21 protein-coding genes are annotated in these 20,932 nt (G+C 73.0%); 14 read left to right on the forward strand and 7 right to left on the reverse strand.

Annotation, left to right across the window (positions count from 1 at the left end; genetic code table 11):
- Positions 1–128 precede the first annotated feature (128 nt).
- The 4 genes from ACTJJZ_RS14090 (at position 129) to ACTJJZ_RS14105 (ending at position 4,317) form a co-directional block, all read left to right on the forward strand.
- The gene (locus ACTJJZ_RS14090) at positions 129–2,216 is read left to right on the forward strand and encodes a TPM domain-containing protein (protein WP_440721816.1); all 2,088 of its coding nucleotides are present in this window, start codon (positions 129–131) and stop codon (positions 2,214–2,216) included.
- An 88-nt stretch (positions 2,217–2,304) separates the two neighbouring features.
- Positions 2,305–3,045 carry a PspA/IM30 family protein gene (locus ACTJJZ_RS14095; protein WP_440721817.1) on the forward strand — a complete coding sequence of 247 codons (741 nt, stop codon included), beginning with the start codon at positions 2,305–2,307 and terminating at the stop codon, positions 3,043–3,045.
- 2 nt (positions 3,046–3,047) lie between these two features.
- Positions 3,048–3,860 (forward strand): arginase family protein, encoded by an 813-nt coding sequence (locus tag ACTJJZ_RS14100; RefSeq protein WP_440721818.1) that lies wholly within the window; start codon positions 3,048–3,050, stop codon positions 3,858–3,860.
- 13 nt (positions 3,861–3,873) lie between these two features.
- Positions 3,874–4,317 carry a Fe-S oxidoreductase gene (locus ACTJJZ_RS14105; RefSeq protein ID WP_440721819.1) on the forward strand — a complete coding sequence of 148 codons (444 nt, stop codon included), beginning with the start codon at positions 3,874–3,876 and terminating at the stop codon, positions 4,315–4,317.
- 1 nt (position 4,318) lies between these two features.
- Here ACTJJZ_RS14105 and ACTJJZ_RS14110 read toward each other — a convergent pair whose 3' ends face one another.
- Positions 4,319–4,801 (reverse strand): SIP domain-containing protein, encoded by a 483-nt coding sequence (locus tag ACTJJZ_RS14110; protein WP_440721820.1) that lies wholly within the window; start codon positions 4,799–4,801, stop codon positions 4,319–4,321.
- A 91-nt stretch (positions 4,802–4,892) separates the two neighbouring features.
- Positions 4,893–5,597 (reverse strand): tyrosine-protein phosphatase, encoded by a 705-nt coding sequence (locus ACTJJZ_RS14115; protein ID WP_440721821.1) that lies wholly within the window; start codon positions 5,595–5,597, stop codon positions 4,893–4,895.
- A 280-nt stretch (positions 5,598–5,877) separates the two neighbouring features.
- Here ACTJJZ_RS14115 and ACTJJZ_RS14120 point away from each other — a divergent pair, with 280 nt between their 5' ends.
- The 6 genes from ACTJJZ_RS14120 to ACTJJZ_RS14145 all read left to right on the forward strand — a co-directional run bounded on the left by ACTJJZ_RS14120 (position 5,878) and on the right by ACTJJZ_RS14145 (position 11,921).
- Positions 5,878–6,795 (forward strand): alpha/beta fold hydrolase, encoded by a 918-nt coding sequence (locus tag ACTJJZ_RS14120; protein ID WP_440721836.1) that lies wholly within the window; start codon positions 5,878–5,880, stop codon positions 6,793–6,795.
- A 97-nt stretch (positions 6,796–6,892) separates the two neighbouring features.
- A complete protein-coding gene (locus ACTJJZ_RS14125) occupies positions 6,893–8,434 on the forward strand; it encodes an ABC transporter substrate-binding protein (RefSeq protein WP_440721822.1) in 1,542 nt (513 codons plus the stop codon).
- 16 nt (positions 8,435–8,450) lie between these two features.
- Entirely contained in the window at positions 8,451–9,401 is a 951-nt protein-coding gene (locus ACTJJZ_RS14130) for an ABC transporter permease (RefSeq protein ID WP_440721823.1), read from the forward strand.
- Positions 9,398–10,312, forward strand: a complete 915-nt coding sequence (locus tag ACTJJZ_RS14135) for an ABC transporter permease (RefSeq protein WP_440721824.1) — start codon at positions 9,398–9,400, stop codon at positions 10,310–10,312. Before ACTJJZ_RS14130 ends, ACTJJZ_RS14135 begins: the two co-directional genes overlap by 4 nt.
- Positions 10,309–11,097: an ABC transporter ATP-binding protein gene (locus ACTJJZ_RS14140; RefSeq protein WP_440721825.1), complete on the forward strand. Its 789-nt coding sequence runs from the start codon at positions 10,309–10,311 to the stop codon at positions 11,095–11,097. Before ACTJJZ_RS14135 ends, ACTJJZ_RS14140 begins: the two co-directional genes overlap by 4 nt.
- Positions 11,094–11,921 carry an ABC transporter ATP-binding protein gene (locus tag ACTJJZ_RS14145; RefSeq protein ID WP_440721826.1) on the forward strand — a complete coding sequence of 276 codons (828 nt, stop codon included), beginning with the start codon at positions 11,094–11,096 and terminating at the stop codon, positions 11,919–11,921. Before ACTJJZ_RS14140 ends, ACTJJZ_RS14145 begins: the two co-directional genes overlap by 4 nt.
- Before the next feature lie 64 nt (positions 11,922–11,985).
- Here the strand turns inward: ACTJJZ_RS14145 and ACTJJZ_RS14150 are convergent, their stop codons facing one another.
- On the reverse strand, positions 11,986–13,569 hold the full coding sequence (locus ACTJJZ_RS14150; protein ID WP_440721827.1) for a carboxyltransferase domain-containing protein: 1,584 nt from the start codon (positions 13,567–13,569) through the stop codon (positions 11,986–11,988).
- Positions 13,570–13,579: 10 nt separating this feature from the next.
- Positions 13,580–14,386 carry a LamB/YcsF family protein gene (locus tag ACTJJZ_RS14155; protein ID WP_440721837.1) on the reverse strand — a complete coding sequence of 269 codons (807 nt, stop codon included), beginning with the start codon at positions 14,384–14,386 and terminating at the stop codon, positions 13,580–13,582.
- 187 nt (positions 14,387–14,573) lie between these two features.
- On the opposite strand from ACTJJZ_RS14155, the gene ACTJJZ_RS14160 reads away from it, so the two are divergent.
- Positions 14,574–14,804, forward strand: a complete 231-nt coding sequence (locus tag ACTJJZ_RS14160) for a hypothetical protein (RefSeq protein WP_440721828.1) — start codon at positions 14,574–14,576, stop codon at positions 14,802–14,804.
- A gap of 43 nt (positions 14,805–14,847) precedes the next feature.
- Here ACTJJZ_RS14160 and ACTJJZ_RS14165 read toward each other — a convergent pair whose 3' ends face one another.
- The 3 genes from ACTJJZ_RS14165 to ACTJJZ_RS14175 form a co-directional block, all read right to left on the reverse strand.
- Positions 14,848–15,387 (reverse strand): N-acetyltransferase family protein, encoded by a 540-nt coding sequence (locus ACTJJZ_RS14165; protein ID WP_440721829.1) that lies wholly within the window; start codon positions 15,385–15,387, stop codon positions 14,848–14,850.
- Positions 15,384–16,073, reverse strand: coding sequence for a uracil-DNA glycosylase (locus tag ACTJJZ_RS14170; protein WP_440721830.1), 690 nt, complete (start codon positions 16,071–16,073; stop codon positions 15,384–15,386). Before ACTJJZ_RS14170 ends, ACTJJZ_RS14165 begins: the two co-directional genes overlap by 4 nt.
- A gap of 73 nt (positions 16,074–16,146) precedes the next feature.
- Positions 16,147–16,968: an SDR family oxidoreductase gene (locus ACTJJZ_RS14175; protein ID WP_440721831.1), complete on the reverse strand. Its 822-nt coding sequence runs from the start codon at positions 16,966–16,968 to the stop codon at positions 16,147–16,149.
- Positions 16,969–17,184: 216 nt separating this feature from the next.
- On the opposite strand from ACTJJZ_RS14175, the gene ACTJJZ_RS14180 reads away from it, so the two are divergent.
- The 3 genes from ACTJJZ_RS14180 to ACTJJZ_RS14190 all read left to right on the forward strand — a co-directional run bounded on the left by ACTJJZ_RS14180 (position 17,185) and on the right by ACTJJZ_RS14190 (position 20,808).
- Positions 17,185–17,940, forward strand: a complete 756-nt coding sequence (locus ACTJJZ_RS14180) for an NADPH-dependent F420 reductase (protein ID WP_440721832.1) — start codon at positions 17,185–17,187, stop codon at positions 17,938–17,940.
- A 190-nt stretch (positions 17,941–18,130) separates the two neighbouring features.
- Complete coding sequence (locus ACTJJZ_RS14185; protein WP_440721833.1) at positions 18,131–19,453, forward strand: bifunctional o-acetylhomoserine/o-acetylserine sulfhydrylase; 1,323 nt, start codon at positions 18,131–18,133, stop codon at positions 19,451–19,453.
- A 371-nt stretch (positions 19,454–19,824) separates the two neighbouring features.
- Complete coding sequence (locus ACTJJZ_RS14190; RefSeq protein ID WP_440721834.1) at positions 19,825–20,808, forward strand: hypothetical protein; 984 nt, start codon at positions 19,825–19,827, stop codon at positions 20,806–20,808.
- Positions 20,809–20,932: the final 124 nt, after the last annotated feature.

The following is a 20,932-nucleotide window of genomic DNA, read 5'->3' on the forward strand; positions in this document are numbered from 1 at the left end:
GCGCCGCGGCACGGCGGCGCGGCCCGCTTCCGGTTGTTCGCTCTGAGCACTCCCCCTCGCCTACCCGCCCGGAAACCCTCGGAATAGACTCGGCAGGGGGTCTGCCTGTGACCTCGGGAGGAGCGAGGATGCACGCACGCTGGGCTGTCGTCGTCGGGGTGATCCTGGGCGTGCTCGGCATGTCGTTCGCGGCCCCCGCTCTCGCATCGTCCCCCGGTTCCGCGCCCGGTGGCGCGCCGACGGCGTCCCGCGCGGGGGTGCCCCTCACCGACCCTGTGACGCTCGGCAGCGGCTACATCACCGACACGGCCGACGCGCTGAGCCCCGCGGAGATCAGCGCGCTCGACCAGCGGCTCACCGCCCTCAGCCACGCCAAGAGCCTGCAGCTCTTCGTCGTGTTCGTGGACGCGTTCACCGATCCGGAGAACCGCCAGCAGTGGACCGAGCAGGTCGCGCGCGACAACGGGCTCGGCAAGAACCAGTACCTCCTCGCCGTCGCCGTCCAGGCGCGGCAGTACTACCTCTCCGCCGACCCGACCGGCCCCGTGCCCGAGGCGCAGATCGACAGCATCGCGGCCTCTCTCGTGAACGACCTGCACGACTCGAACTGGACGGGCGCGGTGCGCACCGCGGCATCCGGGTTCGAAGGATCCGGAGCCCCGCGCGTCGACGCCGCCGGGATCGTGCTGATCGTCGTGGCCGTGCTCGCGATCGTCGCGGCGGTCGTGATCCTGGTCGTGATGCGCCGGCGGGCGGCCGCGCGCATCAAGCACGTCACGACCGATCCGGTCGGCGACCCTCTCGACGCGATCAGCGACGAGGAGCTGGAGAAGCGCGCCGGATCCGCGCTCGTCTGCACGGACGACGCGGTCACGTCGTCCACCGAGGATCTCGGGTTCGCCACCGCGCAGTTCGGCGACGCATCGACCGCGGTGTTCTCCGACGTGGTCGCGAAGGCGAAGGCGAAGCTCGACGAGGCGTTCGGCCTCAAGCAGAAGCTCGACGACGAGATCCCGGACTCGGCGCAGGAGCGCCGGGACTGGCAGCTGCAGATCATCCGGCTCTGCGAGGAGGCGGATGCGGCCCTGGACGCCAACGTCGCAGCCTTCGACGAGCTGCGCGCCCTCGAGCAGAACGCCGAGCAGGCGCTGCAGCAGCTCCAGGCGCATCGCGCCGACGCCGAGGCCGCCGTGGCAGGGGCGCCGGCCGCGCTGGCCGGTCTCGAGACGGTGTACGACGCGTCCGCCGTGCGCACCGTGTCGGAGAACCCGGCGCAGGCCGCGAGCCGGCTCGAGCTCGCCGACGCCAGGATCGCCGACGCCCGGCGCCTGATCGGCGAGGGGAAACGCGGGGAGGCGGCGTTCGCGATCCGCACCGCCGAGCAGGCCGTGCTCCAGGCCGGCCAGCTGGCGGCGGCGATCACGACGCTGCGCGACGACCTGGACACGGTCGAGGAGCAGGCCCGCGCGCTGATGGCCGATCTGGAGCAGGATCTCGCCGGCTCCTCCGCGCTGCCGTCCTCCCCCGAACTGGATGCCGTCGTGGCCGAGACCCGCACCGCGCTCGCGCAGGCGCGCACCGATCTGACCGGATCCGGGCGCCGCCCGCAGTCAGTCGTCGAGGCGCTGACCGCGGCCAACACCCGCATCGACGGCACCGTCTCCGCGATCCGCACCGCCCAGCAGCAGGCCGAGCGCGCCCGGCAGGTGCTCGATCAGACCCTGGCGCAGGCGCGCGCGGAGATCGGCACCGCGAACACCTACATCACCACCCGCCGCGGCGCGATGGGGGCGGATCCGCGCACCCGTGCGGCCCAGGCCTCCGCCGAGTACGACCAGGCCGAGGCGGCGCGCGCCGCCGACCCGGCCGCCGCGCTGCAGCACGCCCAGCGCGCGATCTCGCTCGCCCGCGAGGCGTCCGCCCTGGCCAGCGGATCCCTCGACGAATACGGCGCCGGGCCCGGCCTGCAGGCCCCGGGCGCCTGGGGCGGCGGGGGCATCGGCGGAGGCGGCCTCGGCGACGCGATCCTCGGCGGCATCATCGGCGGGATCCTCTCCGGCGGCGGCGGACACCGCTCCTCCGGATGGAGCTCGGGAGGCGGTGGCTGGCGCACCAGCGGCGGCGGCTTCGGCACCTCCAGCTTCGGCGGAGGAGGCGGCCTCAGCGGAGGCGGCCTCGGCGGCGGAGGCCGCGTCGGATCGGGAGGCCGCTTCTGATCCGCTCCCCTTCCGACCCGCTCGCTCGACCCCGACCTGCATCGATCCGCATCCGACCCAACGACCGGAAACCTGGAAAGGACACCCCATGACCAAGCAGTCCATCTTCGGCCGCATCTCCACCCTGGTGAAGGCCAACATCAACTCGCTCCTCGACTCCGCCGAGGACCCGCAGAAGATGATCGACCAGCTCGTGCGCGACTACACGAACAACATCGCGGACGCCGAGTCGGCGATCGCCGAGACCATCGGCAACCTGCGTCTGCTCGAGCGCGATCACCAGGAGGACGTGCAGGCCGCCGCCGAGTGGGGCAACAAGGCGCTCGCCGCGAGCCGCAAGGCCGACGAGCTGCGCACGAGCGGCAACGCCGCCGACGCGGACAAGTTCGACAACCTCGCCAAGGTCGCCCTGCAGCGACAGATCAGCTCCGAGAACGAGGCGAGGACGGCCGAGCCGCAGATCGCCGCGCAGACGGAGATCGTCGACAAGCTCAAGAGCGGCCTGAACACGATGAAGGACAAGCTCGGGCAGCTCAAGAACAAGCGCAGCGAGCTGCTCGCCCGCGCCAAGGTCGCCGAGGCGCAGACCAAGGTGCAGGATGCGGTCTCGTCGATCAACGTGCTCGACCCCACCAGCGAGCTGGGCCGCTTCGAGGACAAGATCCGCCGCCAGGAGGCCATCGCCCAGGGCAAGGCCGAGATCGCGGCCTCCTCGATCGACGCCCAGTTCGAGAGCCTCGAGGACCTCGGCCAGCTGACCGAGGTCGAGGCCCGCCTCGCCGAGCTGAAGGCCGGATCCGGCAAGCCGCAGGAAGCGCTCGAGGGCTGATCATGACGCGCTTCCTCGTCGTTCCGCAGTGGCAGGGATCGCCTGCCCCGCGGGCGATGCTGCTCACCGACGGCGCGGCGGCGATCGCGGGCGACCTGCCGCGCGCCCGCACCACCCTGCTGGAGGTGCCGCTCGAGGCCGGCGACGCCGAGGGCACGGGCGTGCACCGGCTGAGCAGCCTGCGGCGCACCAGGGAGCTGATCGAGGAAGCGATCGCCGCGCACGCCGAGCCCACGCTCGTGGTGGGCGGTGACTGCGGCGTCACGGTCGCCGGGGTCTCCGCCCTCCTCGGCCCCCTGGACGATGTCGCGGTCGTCTGGCTCGACGCGCATCCGGACATCCACACGCCCGAGTCGTCCCCCTCCGGGGCGTACGCGGGCATGGCCCTGAGGGCGCTGCTCGGGCACCCGTCGTTCCCGATCGAGGGGCCCGAGGGGCTGGGCGCCGACCGCGTCGTGCTGGTCGGCGCCCGTTCCGAGGACGACGCCGAGACCGCCTTCCTGGCCGAGTCCGGCATCGCCAGGGTCGACGACCTGGACGACGTGGTCGCGCTGGCCGATGCGGTCAGTGCGACGGGCGCGCGCCGCGTGTACGTGCACCTCGACGTCGACGTGCTGGACCCGTCCGAGCTCGCCGGCGTCTCCTCGGCGGTGCCGTTCGGGCTGCGCACCGCGGATGTGGTCGAGGCCCTGCGGATCCTGCGCGAGCGCGTGCCGCTCGCGGGCGCGACCATCGCGGGCTTCGCACCCCGGTCCCCCGCCGACGCGGTGCAGGACCTGGGGGCGATCCTGCGGCTGATCGGCTCCCTGGCGTGAGCGGTCCCGCCCGGTGACGGCGCACGATCTCGCCGCCGTCCGCCGCGAGGCGGCCGCGCTCCTGGAGCGCGGCCGGCGCAGCGACCGACGCATCCCGGCCGTGCTGCTGAACTCGCCGATCAGCCGGCTCGGCTATGCATGGGGCTCGGCGCTCGGCTGGCTGTGGGGCGGGCTGTGGAGCACAGGACCCGTGGAGCGCCGCGAGGGGCTGTGGATCTTCCGGGGGATGCCGGCGTGGACGTTCGCCCGGGGTGGCGTGTGCGTGGGCGGCTGCTACCTCACCGGCGGCGACGTGCCGGACGACCGCGTGCTGCGGCACGAGGCGGTGCACAAGCGGCAGTGGCTGCGCTACGGCTTCCTGATGCCGTTCCTGTACCTGTTCGCGGGGAGGGACCCGCTGCGCAACAGGTTCGAGATCGAGGCGGGCCTGGAGGACGGCAACTACCTGCCGCGCTAGCTCAGGAGAGCAGGCCGAAGCGCGCCGGCACGGTGATCCGGGCCGGATCCACGCCGAGCCGCTCGGTGAGGTGCTCGACGATGTCGGCCGTCCCGAGGTAGCTGCCCAGCAGCGTGATCGTCGTCTGCTCCCGCGCCTCGCCGCCCTGCACGCCGTCGCAGAGCATCTCGTCGGCCCAGCCGATCGCGGCGCGAGCGGCGGCCGTGCCCCGGGTGCAGCGCCGGCCCGTGCCGGCAGCGCCGGTGCGCGTCGCGCGCGGCAGCCAGGTCACGGTCATCCGCGGCGGCGCGGTCACGGTCGAGATCGCGGCGGCGTCCGGCACCTCGACGAACACCCGGCCTGTGGCGCACAGGGGCAGCGCCACCAGCGCCGCCTCCAGCTCGGCCAGCGAGTGCTCGTCGGCGACGATCAGATGCTGAGCCCTGGCGGAGCGACGGGCGGCCCGGCGCTCGGCGCGCGCGGTGGTGCGGATCGCAGCGGTCATGATGCCCCCACGATATCACTCGAATAGGGTTGCCTAACCTACCTTGGGACCGCTGGTGACCTTTGTCTCGACGATCGAGCGTTGCGCCCGCCTATTCGACGAGGGCCTCGCCCAGCGCGTCCAGCTCCTCGCGGCGCAGGCCCGCGCGGATCAGGTAGTCGGCGATCGATCCGTGCCTGGCCTCGATCTCGGCGAGCAGCTCGCGCATGACCGGGGCCGGCGACTCGGTCGCGAGGGAGATCGCGTTCTGCGCCATCGGCAGCCGCTCCTCCAGCCACTTCGCGATCGCCCGGTTGCGCGACTCGGGCAGCTGCGAGGCGGTGAGCGCGTAGTCCTCGATGATCGCCTCCCGGTCGGCGCCGACCGCGGCGAGCGCGAGCGCCACGCTCACGCCGGTGCGGTCCTTGCCGAGCGTGCAGTGCACGAGCGTCGGCTCCCCCGCCGCGAGGATCCGGACCACCTGCACGATGCGATCGGATCCGTCGTCCACGATGCGCCGGTAGAGACCGGCGAGGCTGACGTCGCCGAGCAGGAAGGACGCGATCGACCCGGCGAACAGGGGCACGCGCGCGATGCGGAGGCCAGCGACGGCGCACGGCTCTGCGAGCACCTCGCTGTCGTCGCGGAGATCGACGATGTGCGCCACCCGCTCGGTCAGGAACGACTGCGCCTCGGCGCCGGCGCGCGACAGGTGCCCGGAACGGAACAGCACTCCCTCGCGGACGCGGGATCCGCCGACCGTCATGCCGCCGACATCGCGGAGATTGGTGATGCCGGGGATGGCCAGGACGGTCATCCCTTCCTCACCGACGGCGTGCGCGTGCTCATGAGTTCAGCCTAGGCGAGCGCAGAGGCCGGCTGTCCGCCGCCGGCGCGCACGATGCCGCAGGCACGGGCGGAACAGAATGCACTGCCTGATCGCACTTTCATCGACTTCTGAACCAGTCAAAAAGGTGATGTGTCGTGCATGTCGCTCTCTGCGTTCGCGCTCGAGGGGCCGACAGGAGCACAATGAGGACGTGTCCCCCCTCGCACCCGACGCCCCTCGAGCGCCCGAATCCGCCGACGCCCAGGAGATGACGGAGTTCTCCTTCCTGTCCGGCCAGGCCCGCACGCTCGGCGTGCCGGTCCCCGCCGTCGCCCGGGTCTCGCTCCCCCTCCCGGACGGCCGCACGCTCAGCGCCCTGCGCTACGGCGACGGGACGCCCGAGGTCACCTTCCTGCACGGCGCCGGGCTGAACGCGCACACCTGGGACACCACGATCCTCGCCCTGGGACGTCCCGCGCTCGCCATCGATCTCGCCGGGCACGGCGACTCCTCGTGGCGGCAGGACGCCGATTACACCGGCGGCACGCTCGCCGCCGACCTGGTCGAGGCCCTTCCGGTGTGGACCGACCGCCCGCAGCTGGTGGTCGGGCAGTCCCTCGGCGGTCTCACCGCGGCGGCGCTGGCCGCGCGCGCGCCGGGTCTCGTCCGCAGCGTCGTGATCGTCGACATCACGCCGGGCGTGGACCAGAGCGTGGGCCCGGCCGCCCTCCGCGAGTTCTATCGCGTCGTCGACGCCGGCAGCAGGGACGAGCTCGTCGACCGCGCGATGAGCTTCGGCTTCGGGGGCTCCAGGGAGGACACCGTCCGCGGCGTCTTCCTGAACACGCGGGTGCGTGCGGACGGCAGAGTCGAGTGGAAGCACCACTTCGCGCACATCGCGGCATCGCTGCTGGACGCCCCCGTCGCGGCTCCCGCGTCCCCCGCTCCTGCACGCTCCATCCTGGGCGAAGCGGGGTGGGCGGATCTCGCGGCGGTGTCCGCCCCGATCACCCTGGTCCGCGCGACGCAGGGCTTCGTGTCGGACGAGGCGGAGCGCGAGTTCGCCGACCGCGTCCCCGCCGCGACCGTGCGGCGCATGGAGGGGCGCCACAACCTGCAGGAGACCTCGCCGGTCGCGCTGGCCGACCTCATCCGCACCGTGGCCGACGCCGGCTCCGGATTGTGACGCCGCGTTCCCGCACATGCCGAGCCCGCTGAACCCCCGCCCTAGGCTCGTCCGCACAGCATCCCTTCACCGCCGCACCGCCCCGAGAGGATCCCACATGCCCCGCACGCGCGCCGCCAGGACGACGGTCCGCCGTCGCACCGGTCTCGCCCTGATCTCCGGCCTCGCCGCCGCGTCCCTGCTGCTCGCGGCGTGCTCCGGCTCGCCGGCCGCGGGCTCGAAGACGACCTCGGCCGGCGCGGTCGACCCGAACGCCACGCTCACCGTCGGGCTCGTGCTCGAGCCGACCAGCCTGGACATCCGGCACACCAGCGGCGCGGCGCTCGAGCAGGTACTCATCGACAACATCTACGAGGGCCTGGTGAGCCGCACCCCGGACGACCGGATCGTGGACCGGCTGGCGAAGAGCCACGACATCTCCGCCGACGGCCTCACCTACACGTTCGTGCTGAACGACGGCATCACGTTCCACGACGGCGCAAAGCTCACCGCGGCGGACGTCGTCTCGTCGCTGCAGACCGCGAAGGACGACGCCACGGTGCAGGGCCACGCCGACCTCGCCGACGTGGCATCGATCGCCGCGAAGGACGACAAGACCGTCGTCGTCACGCTCGCCGCGCCCAGCCAGAACTTCCTGTTCGGGCTCACCGGCCCGGGCGGACTGATCTTCCAGAAGGACGCCAAGACCGACCTGCAGGCCGCCGAGAACGGCACCGGGCCGTTCACGCTGCAGAAATGGAACAAGGGCAGCTCGCTCGCGTTCTCCCGCAACGACGCCTACTGGGGGCAGAAGGCGGGCGTGAAGAGCATCGTGTTCGACTACATCCCCGACTTCACCGCCGGCGTGAACGCTGCGCAGAGCGGCAGTCTCGACGTGCTCACCGCCGTGGATCCGAACCTCGCGCCGCAGCTCGACAGATCGAAGTTCACGATCACGACGGGCAAGACCACCGACAAGGGCACCCTCGCGTTCAACAACGCCAAGGCGCCGCTGAACGACAAGCGGGTGCGCGAGGCGCTGCGGCTCGCGATCGATCACAAGGCCATCATCAAGGCCCGCGGCGCCGGCACCACGCTCTACGGGCCGATCCCGCAGCTCGATCCCGGCTACCAGGACCTGTCCTCCACCGCGCCGTACGACCCGGAGAAGGCGAAGCAGCTGCTCAAGGACGCGGGCCAGCAGAACCTCGCGCTCACGCTCACGATCCCTTCGTTCTACGGGACCACGGTGCCGCAGCTGCTCACGAGCGACTTCAAGAAGGTCGGCGTGACGCTCACGGTGAACTCGGTCGAGTTCCCCGCCTGGCTCGACACGGTCTTCACGAAGCACGACTACGACCTCAGCTTCGTGCTGCACGTCGAGGCGCGCGACTTCAGCAACTTCGCCAACCCCAAGTACTACTTCGGGTACGACAACCCGGAGGTGCAGAAGCTGTACGCGCAGTCGCAGGCAGAGCTCGACCCGAAGAAGTCCGCCGACCTGCTGTCCCAGGCCGCCGCGATCGTCGCCAAGGACGCGGCAGCGGACTGGCTCTACGAGGACCGCACGCTCACCGCGGTGCGTCCCGGCGTGAACGGATTCTCGAAGGACTCGATCAACTCGCGACTCGACCTGCGCGGCGTGACGGTCTCGAATTAGCGGATCCGCCGCACCGGTGCTCCGCTACACGCTCACCCGGGGAGTCCTGCTGATCGCAGGGCTCCTCGTGGCGAGCGCGCTCATCTTCCTCGCCCTGCGGGTGTTCCCGGGCGATGTGGCGCAACTGCTCGCGGGCGACAAGGCCGCACCAGGGCAGGTCGACGCGATCCGGAAGTCCCTCGGCCTCGACCAGCCGCTGATCGTGCAGTACCTCTCCTGGATCGGCGGGGTGCTGCACGGCGACCTCGGCACCTCGCAGCTGAACGGCGCCTCCGTGGCCGCCGAGCTCGCGCAGAAGGCGCAGGTCACGGTGCCGCTCGCGTCCCTGTCGCTGCTGATCGCGCTCGTCATCGCCGTGCCCCTCGGGATCGGATCGGCGATGCTGCGCGGACGCGCGGCCGGCACGGCCCTGAACGTGGCCGCGCAGGCGATCGCGGCCGTACCCGTGGTCTGGGCCGGGATGATGCTCGTGGTCGTGTTCGCGGTCTGGCTCGGCTGGCTGCCGGCGCAGGGCTTCCCGCGGGACGGCTGGTCGGATCCGGGCGCCGCGCTGCAGGCGCTGCTCCTGCCCGCGCTCACGATCGGCGTGGTGGAAGGCGCCCTGCTGCTGCGCTTCGTGCGCAGCGCGACGCTGCAGGCGGCGGGGCAGGACTTCGTGCGCACCGCGGCGGCCAAGGGGCTGACCCGCGACCGCGCGCTGATCCAGCACGGCCTGCCGGCGGTCGGCCTGTCCGTGATCACCGTCCTCGGGATCCAGGTGGCCGGGATCATCGTGGGATCCGTCGTCGTCGAGCAGCTGTTCACGCTGCCCGGGATCGGCCGGATGCTGGTCGCCGACGTCGGCACCCGCGACCTCGTGAAGGTGCAGGGCGAGCTGCTCGTGCTCACCGGGATGGTGCTGGTGATCGGCTTCGTCGTCGATCTCGTGCACCGCGCGATCGACCCCCGGCAGCGGGAGGCGGAGTGATCCGGTCTCGGAGTCGGTCCCTGGGCCTGTCGAAGGGGCGCCGCCTGCTCTCCTCGGGCCCTGGCCTGTTCGGCGCGATCGTGATCGCCGTGATCCTGCTCACCGCGACGGTGTCGCTGTTCTGGACGCCGTTCGACCCGCGCGCCACCGATGTCACCGCCCGCTGGCTGCAGCCCGGCTGGCCGCACCTGCTCGGCACAGACCTCACCGGTCGCGACATCCTCAGCCTGATCATGGCCGGCGCACGGACCACCGTGGTCGTCGCGGCCGGCGCCGGCACCGTGGCGACCCTGATCGGGCTGGCGCTGGGCGCTCTCGGCGCGCTCACCGCGCGCTGGATCCGGGAGACGGTCGCCGTGCTGGTCGACGTCCTCATCGCGTTCCCGGTGCTGATCATCGCGATGCTGATCTCGACCGTGCACGGCGGATCGCTCTGGGTGGTCGTGTGGGCGGTCGGCATCGGCTTCGGCGTGAACGTCGCCCGGGTCAGCCGGCCCGAGCTGCGCCGCGTGCAGCAGAGCGACTTCGTGCTCGCGGGGCGCGCGTCCGGCCTCGGGCCCGCGCAGAACCTCGTGCAGCATCTGCTGCCGAACATCGCGCCGGTGTTCATCGTGCAGCTGTCCTGGGCGATGGCCACGGCCGTGCTCGCCGAGGCGGGGCTGTCGTATCTCGGGTTCGGCGCGTCGGTCGTGGATCCGTCGTGGGGCATCCTGCTGGCCGATCTGCAGCGCTACATCCAGCTCCATCCGCTCTCCGTGGTCTGGCCGGGGCTCGCCATCACGATCACCGTGCTCGCGTTCAACCTCCTCGGCGACGCGATGCGCGACGCCACGGATCCCACGCTGCGCTCCGGCCGCCGCGCACCCCACCTGCCCGCCGCTCCCCCGCACCCGCCGGAGGTGACCGCGTGACGCTCGAGGTGACCGACCTCGCGATCGAGATCGACGGACGCCGCGTCGTCGACGGCGTCTCGTTCGCCGTGCCCGACGGCGCCCGCGTGGGACTGATCGGCGAGTCCGGATCGGGCAAGTCGCTGACCGCGCTCGCCCTGATGGGGCTGCTGCCCGACGGCGCCACGGCGACGGGGAGCGTCCGCTGGAACGGCCGCGAGATCCTGGGCCTGCCCGACCGCGAGCTCGCGAAGCTCCGCGGCGACGAGATCGGCATGGTGTTCCAGGAGCCGCGCACGGCGCTGAACCCGATCCGCACGATCGGCCGGCAGATCGCCGAGACGGTGCGGATCCACGAGCGGATCGACCGCAGGGCGGCCAGGGCGCGCGCGGTCGCCGAGGCGGCACGCGTGGCCCTGCCGGATCCGGAGCGGATCGTGGACCGCTACCCGCATCAGCTCTCCGGCGGGCAGCGGCAGCGGGCCGCGACCGCGATCGCCCTCGCGGCCCGGCCGCGGCTGCTCATCGCGGACGAGCCGACCACCGCGCTCGACGTGACGGTGCAGGCAGGGATCCTGCGGCTGCTGCTCTCCCTCGTCGAGACCGACGGCATGTCGCTCGTGTTCATCACGCATGACCTGGCGGTGCTCGCGCAGGTCGCCACGCACGGGGTGGTCCTCGCCGAGGGCAGGGTCGTCGAGGCCGGCCCGCTCGACGTGCTGCTGACCGCCCCGGTCTCGCCGATCACGCAGGGCCTGCTCCGCGACGCCACGGCGACGCTCTGGCACGGGGAGGACGGCGCATGAGCCAGGCAGCGTCCGGAGTGTCTCAGCCCTCGGCGGCCGAGCCGCTGATCCGCGTGCGCGGACTGCGCCGCGAACACCTGGCTCGCCGCCGTGAGCCGTTCGGGCGCCGCCCGCGCACAGTCGCGCTGGACGGCGTCGACCTCGACATCGCCGCCGGCTCGGCCCTGGGGGTCATCGGCGAGTCGGGATCCGGCAAGTCCACCCTGGTCCGCCTGCTGCTGGGACTGGACCGCCCGACCGCGGGATCCGTGCAGGTCGACGGCCGCGACGTCGACGCCCGGTCCTCGGCGCGTGCGCTGCACTGGCTGCGCCGGGAGACGGGGCTCGTCTTCCAGGACCCGTACTCCTCGCTGGATCCACGGCAGTCCGTGCGCCGCATCGTGTCCGAGCCGCTGCGCGCCCTCGGGATCGACGGCGATCATGGCGCGCGCGTGGACGAGGTGCTCGCCCGCGTGGGCCTGGAGGCGGCCATGGCGGACCGCTACCCGCACGAGTTCTCCGGCGGGCAGCGGCAGCGCGTCGCCCTGGCCAGGGCGATCGTGCACCGCCCGCGGATCCTCGTCGGCGACGAGCCGCTCTCCGCGCTCGACGTCACGGTGCGGGCGCGGATCCTGGAGCTGCTGCGCGAGCTGCGCGGGGACGGGATGACGCTCGTCCTGGTGTCGCACGACATCGGCGTGGTGCAGAACCTGTGCGACGACGTCGCCGTGATGAAGGACGGCCGGATCGTCGAGCACGGGCCGACGGCGGTCGTGCTGCACCGTCCTCAGCACGACTACACGAAGCGCCTGCTGGCCTCGATCCCGGTGATCCCGAGAGGCTGACGACCCCGGTTGTCCCATCGGGAGCGCCGCGGCCGCGTCGAGCCGGGGCGGCGCGCCGTTCCCCTCAGCTGTGCGGTTCGCCGTCGACGACGCGGAATCGCACCCGGCAGCCGGGCGGGAGCTGGCCGGCGAGGTCGAGGTCGCGGTCGATCACCGCGGCGATCACCGGGTACCCGCCGGTCATCGGGTGGTCGGGCAGGAACAGCACGGGCTGGCCGTCCGGCGGCACCTGGATCGCGCCCGTGACGACGCCCTCGCTCGGCAGCTCCCCCGTGACGGCGCGCTGCAGCGGGGTCGCCCCCTGCAGCCGGATCCCGATCCGGTCGGAGTGCGGTGTGACCTCCCAGTCCTGTCCGGTGAGCGCGGCGAGCGCGTCCGCGGTGAACCAGTCGACGCGGGGCCCGAGCGTGATCCGCAGCTCGACCTCCTCCCCCGGGGCCGGCAGCGCGCGCGGCAGCGGGAAGGGCGACACGGCGGTCCGGATCCGTCGGGGGTCGCCGAGCGCGACCGCGTCGCCCTCCCGCAGCGGCGCAGGGCCGAGCCCGGCCAGGGTGTCCGTCGCGACGCTGCCGAGGACCGGCTGCACGTCGAACCCGCCGCGCACCGCGAGCACCGCGCGACGGCCCCGGCTGGGCGGCGCGAGGTGCAGCTCGTCTCCCTCCACGATCGCGAACGGCGCGCCCGTCTCCGCGAGGCGCTCGGCCCCGTCCGACCCCAGCACGAGGGGCTCGGTCTCCGCCCCGGCCACCGCGGCCACCTCTCCCCCGCGCAGGCCGCGGAAGGTCACGACCAGTCCGCCGAGCGTCTCGAGCACGGGCGCCGCCGCCGGGTTGCCGACGGCCGTGTTCGCATCGCGCATCGCGAGCCGGTCGGCGACGCCCGACGCCGAGACGCCGATCGCGGCGTGGCCCGCTCTGCCGCGATCCTGCACGAGCACCGGGAAGAACGAGTGCAGGATCTCGACGCGCGGGCCGGTGAGCCCGCCCGCTCGCTCGCCGCGCTTCTGGCGCGCGTCCGGATCCGCGGCGATCACCGCCCGCTCGCGCGGGACGGGCACGAAGCGCACGCCCGTCCCGGGGACGAGCAGCGCCGGCGGATCCCGCTCGACGTCCCAGAGCACGGCGTCGGTGCGGCCGATCAGATGCCACCCGCCCGGGCTCTCCCGCGGATAGGCGCCGGTGAACCGCCCCGCGAGACCGACCGCGCCCGCGGGCACGCGCGTGCGCGGGGAGGAACGGCGCGGCACGTCGAACAGCGGATCCGAGCCGACCAGATAGCCGAACCCGGGCGCGAACCCCGAGAACGCCACCCGCCACTCGGCGGCGAGGTGCCGCCGCACGACCTCGTCGGCCGAGACGCCGAGCAGCTCCGCGACCTCGGCCAGGTCCTCCCCGTCGTACGTCACGGGGAGCTCCACTGCGCCGCGGGTCGGCGCCGGGCCGTCGGCCACCGGCAGCGCGCGCAGCAGCGCGGCCAGGCGCACGGCCGACACGAAGGCGGGATCGAACCGGACCAGCACGGTGCGGGCGGCCGGGACGAGCTCGACGACGCCGCGGATCCCCGCCCCGGCCGACTGCAGGCGGAGGGCCTCGTCGAGGTCCGCCGTCTCGACCAGGAGCGCCCGGTCCGACGCCGTCAGGATCCGCATGGCGGCGAGGTCAGGCGAGCGATCCGGCGGTGCCGGGTCCGCGCGGGATCGGGAGCGCGCCGGGGGCGAACGGCGCGACCGTCACCCCGGCGGCGTCGAGGGCGTCACGGACGGCACCGGCGATCGCGACCGCGCCTGGGGTGTCGCCGTGCACGCACACGCTGTCGGCGAGGATCGCGACAGCGGATCCGTCGGTCGCCGTCATGGTGCCCGTCCGCGCGAGCCCCAGCACGCGCGCGGCGACCTCGGACGGGTCGTGGATCACCGCGCCCGGCTCGGACCGCGGGACGAGCGTGCCGTCGGCGCGATAGGCCCGATCGGCGAACGCCTCGCGGACCGCGCGGAGCCCGCGCTCCTCCGCGATCCGCAGCACGGCCGAGCCGGGCAGCCCCACGAGCGCCAGGTCGTCTCCGGCGAGCGCGACGCCCTCCACGACAGCGGCGGCCTGCGCCTCGTCGTGCACGATGCGGTTGTACAGCGCGCCGTGCGGCTTCACGTACGAGACGCGCACCCCTTCGGCCGCGGCCAGGGCGCGCAGCGCGCCGATCTGATACAGGGTCTCGTTCGCGAGCGTCTCGGCGTCGACGTCGAGGAAGCGCCGGCCGAAGCCCGCCAGGTCGCGGTAGCCGACGTGGGCGCCCACGGCCACACCGTTCCGCGCGGCGAGGCGGACCGTCCGCCGGGCGGTCGGGGCGTCGCCGGCGTGGAACCCGCAGGCGACGTTCGCGCTGCTGACGAGCTCGAGCATCGCCGCGTCGTCGCCCATCCGCCAGGACGAGAACGACTCCCCCAGATCGCTGTTCAGATCGAGCGTCATGGGGTCCGCCGCCGGGAAGTCCGCTGTCACGAGACGAGCCTAAGCCCGGCCTCGGCTCCCGCGGCCTTCTGCGGGCCCCTGCCGGCGGACGGCGCCAGGGTCCGAGGTGCCTCCGCATGCCGTCGTCAACCCCCTCGCCTCCCCGGTCGGCTTGACGGATCCTTCCCGAGACCGAGGAGGCAGGACGATGAGCAACCCGAACGACACCGACCCGCAGCAGGACGCCGACGGCATGCCCGCGGACGAGCAGCTGGCGGAGCCGAGCACGGAGAAGGAGCCAGGGCAGGAGCCGAAGGCCGAGAAGCCGGACGATCCGGAGCCCAGCCACGAGGCGGTCGGGATCGGCGTGATCCCCGGTGCGCCGATCGAGCCGGCGACCGATGACGCCGATGCCGGCACCGCGACGGACGACACCTGAGCGGATCCCGGCCGGACCGGGACACGAACTCGCGCGACGCTGCTCAGTCCTGCGGATCCGTGGGATCCGGCAGCGATCGCTGCAGGAAGACCACGTCGAGGGAGCGGCCGAACTTGACGCCGACGTTCGTGAGCCTGCCGGCGTCCACGAACCCGTAACGACGGTGCAGCCCGATCGAGGCCGCCGCCGACGACGGCTCGATGACCGCGATGAGCTCGCGCAGCCCCGCTTCCGCGGAGGCGTCCAGCAGCGCCTCGAGCAGCGCCTTTCCCAGCCCTCGCCCCGCCGCGTCCGGGTGCAGATAGATCGTGTTCTCGGCGCTGAACCGGTACGCGGACTTCGCCCGCCAGTGCTGCGCGTAGGCGAAACCCAGCACGACGCCGTCCTCGGCCTCCGCCACCAGGAACGGCAGGCCGGTCGATCGGAGCAGCTCGTGCTTGTGCTCCCAGGCCGCCAGGTCCGTCTCCTCCTCGTCGAACGTGACGGTGCTGGTGCGCACGTAGTGGTTGTAGATGTCGCGGATCGCCGCCAGGTCCGCGGTCTGCGCAGGGCGGATCCGGAAGGCGGGACGGTTCTCGGTCATGCGATCCTCCAGTCGACGGCAGCGGCGCCCTGCTCCTCGAGCAGCGCGTTGGCGCGGGAGAACGGGCGCGAGCCGAAGAACCCGCGGCTCGCGGACAGCGGGGACGGGTGCGCCGAGGCGATCACCGGCGTGCTTCCGAGCAGCGGGCGCAAGCTCTCCGCGTCCCGCCCCCAGAGGACGGCGACGAGAGGCGCCTCGCGGGCGACGAGGGTGCGGATGGCGAGCTCGGTGACCTTCTCCCACCCCCAGCCGCGGTGCGAGGCCGGTGTGCCGGGGCGCACCGTGAGCACCCGGTTCAGCAGCATCACGCCCTGGTCGCTCCAGCTCGACAGGTCGCCGTGCGCGGCCGGCGGGATGCCGAGGTCGGTCTCCAGCTCGCGGTAGATGTTGCCGAGGCTGCGCGGCAGCGGGCGCACTGTGCGCTCCACGGCGAAGGACAGCCCGATCGGGTGCCCCGGCGTCGGATAGGGATCCTGCCCGACGATCAGCACCTTGACGTCGGCCAGAGGCCGGGCGAAGGCCCGCAGCACGTTCGCTCCCGCGGGGAGGTACCCGCGGCCGGCGGCGGTCTCCGCGCGGAGCCGGTCGCCGAGTTCGGCGATGAGGGGCGCCACGGGCGCCAGCGCCGACGCCCAGCTCTCGTCGATCCGCCCGTCCGCCGCGAGCTCGGCCAGCGACTTCGGCATCAGAGCGCCGCCGCCACGAACGGCGCGAAGGCCACGCGGTCCGGGCCGCCGCCGATCAGGTGCACCCCCACCGTCAGTCCTCCCCGCGCGGACGCAGCGGGCCGCGGGCCAGCAGGTGCGCGGCCGCCTGCGCCACGGGACGGATCACCACGAGATCGAGATTGACGTGCGCGGGCGCGTTCAGCGCATAGGCGATCAGATCGGCCACGTCCTCGGCGGCCAGCGGCGCCTGCACTCCCGCGTACACGGCCTCCGCGGCGACCGCGTCGCCGCCGAGACGGCGCAGGGTGAACTCCTCGGTGTGCACGAGGCCCGGCGCGATCTCGGTGACCCGGATCGGCTCGCCGTTCAGCTCCTGGCGCAGGACCTGCGGGATCATCGACTCCGCGGCCTTCGCCGCGTTGTAGCCGGATCCCCCGGGGTACGACTGCCGCGCCGCCGTCGAGGTGAGGAAGAGCAGATCGGCGTGGCCGCCGTCCGCCGCCGCGGCACGCAGCTGCGGCAGCAGGGCCGCGGTGAGCTGCTGCACCGCGAGCACGTTCGCCTCGAACATCCACCGCCACTTCGCCGCGGACCCGTCCTCGACCCGCTCCGTGCCGCGCGCTCCGCCGGCGACATGGACGACGGCGTGCAGCGGGCCGGTTCCCGCGAGGTGCTCCGCGAGCCCGGCGATCTGCTCGGCGTCCGTCAGATCCGCCGCGTACGCCGTGCACCCGGTCTCGGCGGCGAGCGCCTGCAGCCGTTCCTCGCGCCGCGCGACGCCGACCACGTCCCAGCCGCTCGCGCGCAGCGCCCGGACGGTCGCCGCACCGATGCCGGTGCTCGCGCCGGTCACGACCGCGCGCCTCACGGATGGGATGCCGCTCCCGGCCGGTTGTTCGCTGGTGCTCGCCATGCCGACAACGCTACGGGATCCGCTGCGCCGCTTCGACGGGAGCCACGCCGCCCGCGGACGACCGGCCGGCCCGGCCCGCGGTCTCGCGGAGTGCGCCGTATCCTGAGGCGATGAGCGCTCTCGAGCGGAATCCGCACGTCGCCGTCCCCGACCCGGGCTCGCGCTGATCGGATCCCGGCCGATGACCTTCCTCCCGCACCGGCGACCGCGCAGATCATGACGCACGACCGCTCCGCGACCCCGACGGCCTCTCGGCGTCCATCCGGCCCCGTCCGCGCGCTCGGGATCCTCGGCGCCGGGCGCCTCGGCTCCGTGCTCGCGGAGCTCGCCGCGTCCGCGGGCTACACCGTCCGCGTCGCAGCCTCGGGGGATCCCGCCCGCATCGCCCGGCCGATGGCCGCGATCGGCGCGACGGCGGCACCCGCCGAAACGGTGATCGCGGAGTCTGACGCGGTGGTGCTGGCGATCCCGCTCGGCCGCTTCACCGACCTGCCCGTCGCGGCGCTGCGCGGACGACTCGTGATCGACGCGATGAACCACTGGTGGGAGGCGGACGGGCTGCGGCCCGACTTCGAGGATCGGCGCACGTCGACGAGCGAGATCGTGCAGCGCCACCTCGTCGGCGCCAGGGTGGTGAAGGCCCTCGGCCACATGGGGTATCAGGATCTGCGCGACGATGCGCGCCCGCCCGGTTCCCCCGGCCGCGCGGCGATCGCGATCGCCGGCGACCAGCCGGCCGATCTCGCCGCCGTGGCGCGGCTGGTCGACGATCTCGGCTTCGATCCGGTGATCGCCGGCGCGCTCGCGGCGGGCGTCATGCTGGAGCCGGGCGCCGAGGCGTTCGGGGCGGACGTGGGCGCCGCGGAACTGCGTGCGATGCTGGACCGCTTCCCGACGTCTCAGCACGGCATCGTCGTGGCGCGGGCGCGGGGCGGCGCGCTCGGCTTCCCCCGCACGTCGTCGGAGGGTTGACCGGCAGGCTCCGCTGATCGCAGCGGGAGCGTCATCCGGGCAGGACGCCGGGACGTCCCCGGCTGTTACGTCACATTTCCGGATCCTTGTTGACAGCCCCCGCCTGTTCGTACTCTCGATGCAACGCCGAACCCTCGGCCCACTCGACCCTGCGACGCGGTTCGGTGTCGCGCACCCCAAGGAGACACTCATGACCGCTGCAGAGAACTGGCGCTTCGAGACCAAGCAGATCCACTCGGGCGCCGCACCGGACCCGGTGACCAAGGCCCGCGCCACGCCGATCTACCAGACCACGTCCTATGTGTTCGACAACGCCGACCACGCCGCGAACCTGTTCGCGCTGGCCGAGTTCGGCAACATCTACACCCGCATCCAGAACCCCACGCAGGACGTGCTCGAGCAGCGCCTCGCGGCCCTCGAAGGCGGCACCGGAGCGCTCGTGCTGTCCAGCGGCCAGGCGGCCTCGACCTTCGCGATCCTGAACATCGCCCAGGCCGGCGACCACTTCGTGTCGTCGTCGTCGATCTACGGCGGCACCTACAACCTCTTCAAGTACACCCTCGCCAAGCTCGGCATCGAGGTCACCTTCGTCGAGAACCAGGACGACATCGAGGAGTGGCGCCGTGCGGTCCGCCCGAACACGAAGCTGTTCTTCGCGGAGACCATCGGCAACCCGCAGATCAACGTCCTCGACATCGCAGGCGTCGCCGACGTCGCGCACGAGGCCGGCGTCCCCCTGATCGTCGACAACACGATCGCCACGCCCTACCTGATCCGCCCGTTCGAGCACGGTGCCGACATCGTCGTGCACTCGGTCACGAAGTTCCTCGGCGGCCACGGCACCACGATCGGCGGCGCGATCATCGACGGCGGCACCTTCGCCTGGTCGCAGAACGTGGAGAAGTTCCCCGGCCTGACCGAGCCGGACCCCTCCTACCACGGCGCCAGCTACACGACCGCGGTCGGCGACGGCCTCGCCTACATCATCAAGGCGCGCGTGCAGCTGCTCCGCGACCTGGGATCCGCGATCGCCCCGCAGAGCGCCTGGAACCTGATCCAGGGCATCGAGACGCTGTCCCTGCGCATCGAGCGCCACGTGCAGAACGCGCAGGAGATCGCCGAGTGGCTGGACGGGCGCGATGACGTCGCCACCGTGAACTACTCCGGCCTGCCCACCTCGCCCTGGTACAGCGCTGCGAACACGTACGCCCCCAAGGGCGTCGGCGCGGTGCTCTCCTTCGAGCTGAAGGGCGGCGTCGAGGCCGGCCGCGAGTTCGTGAACCGCCTCGAGCTGTTCAGCCACCTCGCCAACATCGGCGATGTGCGCTCGCTCGTGATCCACCCCGCCTCGACCACGCACGCCCAGCTCACGCCCGAGCAGCAGCTCACCGCCGGCGTGACCCCGGGCCTCGTGCGCCTGTCGGTCGGTCTCGAGAACATCGACGACCTCAAGGCGGACCTGGACCAGGCCCTCGCCGCCGCGCGCAAGGTCAGCGAGGCCGCCCGAGCCTGACGCTTCCGCGCCTCGACGTCGCCNGGGCGGCGACGTCTGTTCCGGCCGGCCGAGGCCCGGCCGAGGTCGGTCCGGCCGGCGGCGGTCCGGCGGGCGGCGGTCCGGCCGGCGGCGGCCCGGCCGAGATCGGTCCGCCCGGCGGCGGCGCCCCCTCTGAGGTTCCACGCCCCCTCTGAAACACGTCCCTGCGAGGGGGCATGGATCCTGCGAGGGGGCGCCGTCGATGCCAGCGCGAGGGTGATGCCAGGCGGGGCGATGCCAGGCGGAGGTTGCGGAGCTGGTCGGTCCACACAGATCGACGTCCGCGCGGGCTTCGCACCGGATCCGGCGGCGACGTCCCGTCCTCTCCGCGAGGCTGTCAGGCTGCCCGGATGAAGACGACCATCGGCCTCACCCAGGCCCGTGATCTGCTGCAGACGCGTGAGGAGCTTCTGGACGCCGGACACACCGCGCGCGAGATCTGCTCGCTGGTCGCCGCCGGCCGATTGATCCGGGTGCGGCGCGACCGCTACGTCGAGACGGCCGCGCACGATGACCTCTGGAGCGAGGGGCGTCATCTCATCGCTGTGATGGCGGCCCACCTCAACGCGGATCCTCCGGGTCCCGTCTTCTGGGGTCCATCCGCAGCCGTCCTCCTCGGCCTCCCGCTGTACCGGCTCGTGCTCGATGCGGTGCACACGGTCATCCTCGGAGCGCGTCACGGGCGCACCCGGGCAGGCGTCGCCCTGCATGGCGTCGGGATCGACGACGCGGACATCGTCGAGGTCGATGGCATCCGCTGCACCTCCCTCGAACGCACTGTGCTCGACCTCGCCTGCACGACACCGCCCGGAGCAGCGCTGTCCGCTGCAGACGCTGCGCTGAGACGTGTCGCCGTCGAGGGGCATCGCCAGGATCCCGAGCGCGCGGAGGACTGGCATCGACGGATGTCCCTGCGCGCCGCCGCCGTCCGATGTCGCGGCGTCCGCCGGGCGCGCTGGATCCTCGACTTCGCGGATGGCCGCGCTCAGCTGCCGGGCGAGAGCGTCAGCCGGCTGCAGCTGCACCGCATCGGGTTCACGGGCGTGGAGCTCCAGCCGCACGTGATCGGATCCGACGGTGACGAGTACTGGATCGACTTCGGATTCCCGCGCAACCGGGTGTTCGGGGAGTTCGACGGTCAGGGCAAATACCTCGATCCGGAACTCCGTGGCGCGCGCACCGCCGAAGACGCGGTGCTTGCGGAGAAGCGCCGGGAGGACGACATCCGGGGCGTCACCGGTTGGCGGTTCGCCCGCTGGGAGGACCGCCACGTTCGCACTGCCGACGCACTTTCGGCGCGGCTGCAGGCCTTCGGCGTCCGCCCGCCCGCCTGACACGAGGGCTCGGCCCCCTCTGATCGCTCCTCTTCCTTTCCTGTCCTCCACGCCCCCTCAGAGAGTCCACGCCCCCTCAGGGAGTCCACGCCCCCTCCCAGGACCGCACCTGCGAGGGGGCGCC

This window comes from Microbacterium sp. 22242 (assembly GCF_052045495.1).
Classification (GTDB): Bacteria; Actinomycetota; Actinomycetes; order Actinomycetales; family Microbacteriaceae; genus Microbacterium.

What these genes read in the sequence shown, in the direction of transcription:
- ACTJJZ_RS14090 (WP_440721816.1), top strand. Translation starts at nt 129, where the DNA reads ATGCACGCACGCTGGGCTGTCGTCGTCGGGGTGATCCTGGGCGTGCTC.
- ACTJJZ_RS14095 (WP_440721817.1), top strand. Translation starts at nt 2,305, where the DNA reads ATGACCAAGCAGTCCATCTTCGGCCGCATCTCCACCCTGGTGAAGGCC.
- ACTJJZ_RS14100 (WP_440721818.1), top strand. Translation starts at nt 3,048, where the DNA reads ATGACGCGCTTCCTCGTCGTTCCGCAGTGGCAGGGATCGCCTGCCCCG.
- ACTJJZ_RS14110 (WP_440721820.1), bottom strand. Translation starts at nt 4,801, where the DNA reads ATGACCGCTGCGATCCGCACCACCGCGCGCGCCGAGCGCCGGGCCGCC.
- ACTJJZ_RS14115 (WP_440721821.1), bottom strand. Translation starts at nt 5,597, where the DNA reads ATGACCGTCCTGGCCATCCCCGGCATCACCAATCTCCGCGATGTCGGC.
- ACTJJZ_RS14120 (WP_440721836.1), top strand. Translation starts at nt 5,878, where the DNA reads ATGACGGAGTTCTCCTTCCTGTCCGGCCAGGCCCGCACGCTCGGCGTG.
- ACTJJZ_RS14125 (WP_440721822.1), top strand. Translation starts at nt 6,893, where the DNA reads ATGCCCCGCACGCGCGCCGCCAGGACGACGGTCCGCCGTCGCACCGGT.
- ACTJJZ_RS14145 (WP_440721826.1), top strand. Translation starts at nt 11,094, where the DNA reads ATGAGCCAGGCAGCGTCCGGAGTGTCTCAGCCCTCGGCGGCCGAGCCG.
- ACTJJZ_RS14150 (WP_440721827.1), bottom strand. Translation starts at nt 13,569, where the DNA reads ATGCGGATCCTGACGGCGTCGGACCGGGCGCTCCTGGTCGAGACGGCG.
- ACTJJZ_RS14155 (WP_440721837.1), bottom strand. Translation starts at nt 14,386, where the DNA reads ATGACGCTCGATCTGAACAGCGATCTGGGGGAGTCGTTCTCGTCCTGG.
- ACTJJZ_RS14160 (WP_440721828.1), top strand. Translation starts at nt 14,574, where the DNA reads ATGAGCAACCCGAACGACACCGACCCGCAGCAGGACGCCGACGGCATG.
- ACTJJZ_RS14165 (WP_440721829.1), bottom strand. Translation starts at nt 15,387, where the DNA reads ATGACCGAGAACCGTCCCGCCTTCCGGATCCGCCCTGCGCAGACCGCG.
- ACTJJZ_RS14170 (WP_440721830.1), bottom strand. Translation starts at nt 16,073, where the DNA reads ATGCCGAAGTCGCTGGCCGAGCTCGCGGCGGACGGGCGGATCGACGAG.
- ACTJJZ_RS14175 (WP_440721831.1), bottom strand. Translation starts at nt 16,968, where the DNA reads ATGGCGAGCACCAGCGAACAACCGGCCGGGAGCGGCATCCCATCCGTG.
- ACTJJZ_RS14180 (WP_440721832.1), top strand. Translation starts at nt 17,185, where the DNA reads ATGACGCACGACCGCTCCGCGACCCCGACGGCCTCTCGGCGTCCATCC.
- ACTJJZ_RS14185 (WP_440721833.1), top strand. Translation starts at nt 18,131, where the DNA reads ATGACCGCTGCAGAGAACTGGCGCTTCGAGACCAAGCAGATCCACTCG.
- ACTJJZ_RS14190 (WP_440721834.1), top strand. Translation starts at nt 19,825, where the DNA reads ATGAAGACGACCATCGGCCTCACCCAGGCCCGTGATCTGCTGCAGACG.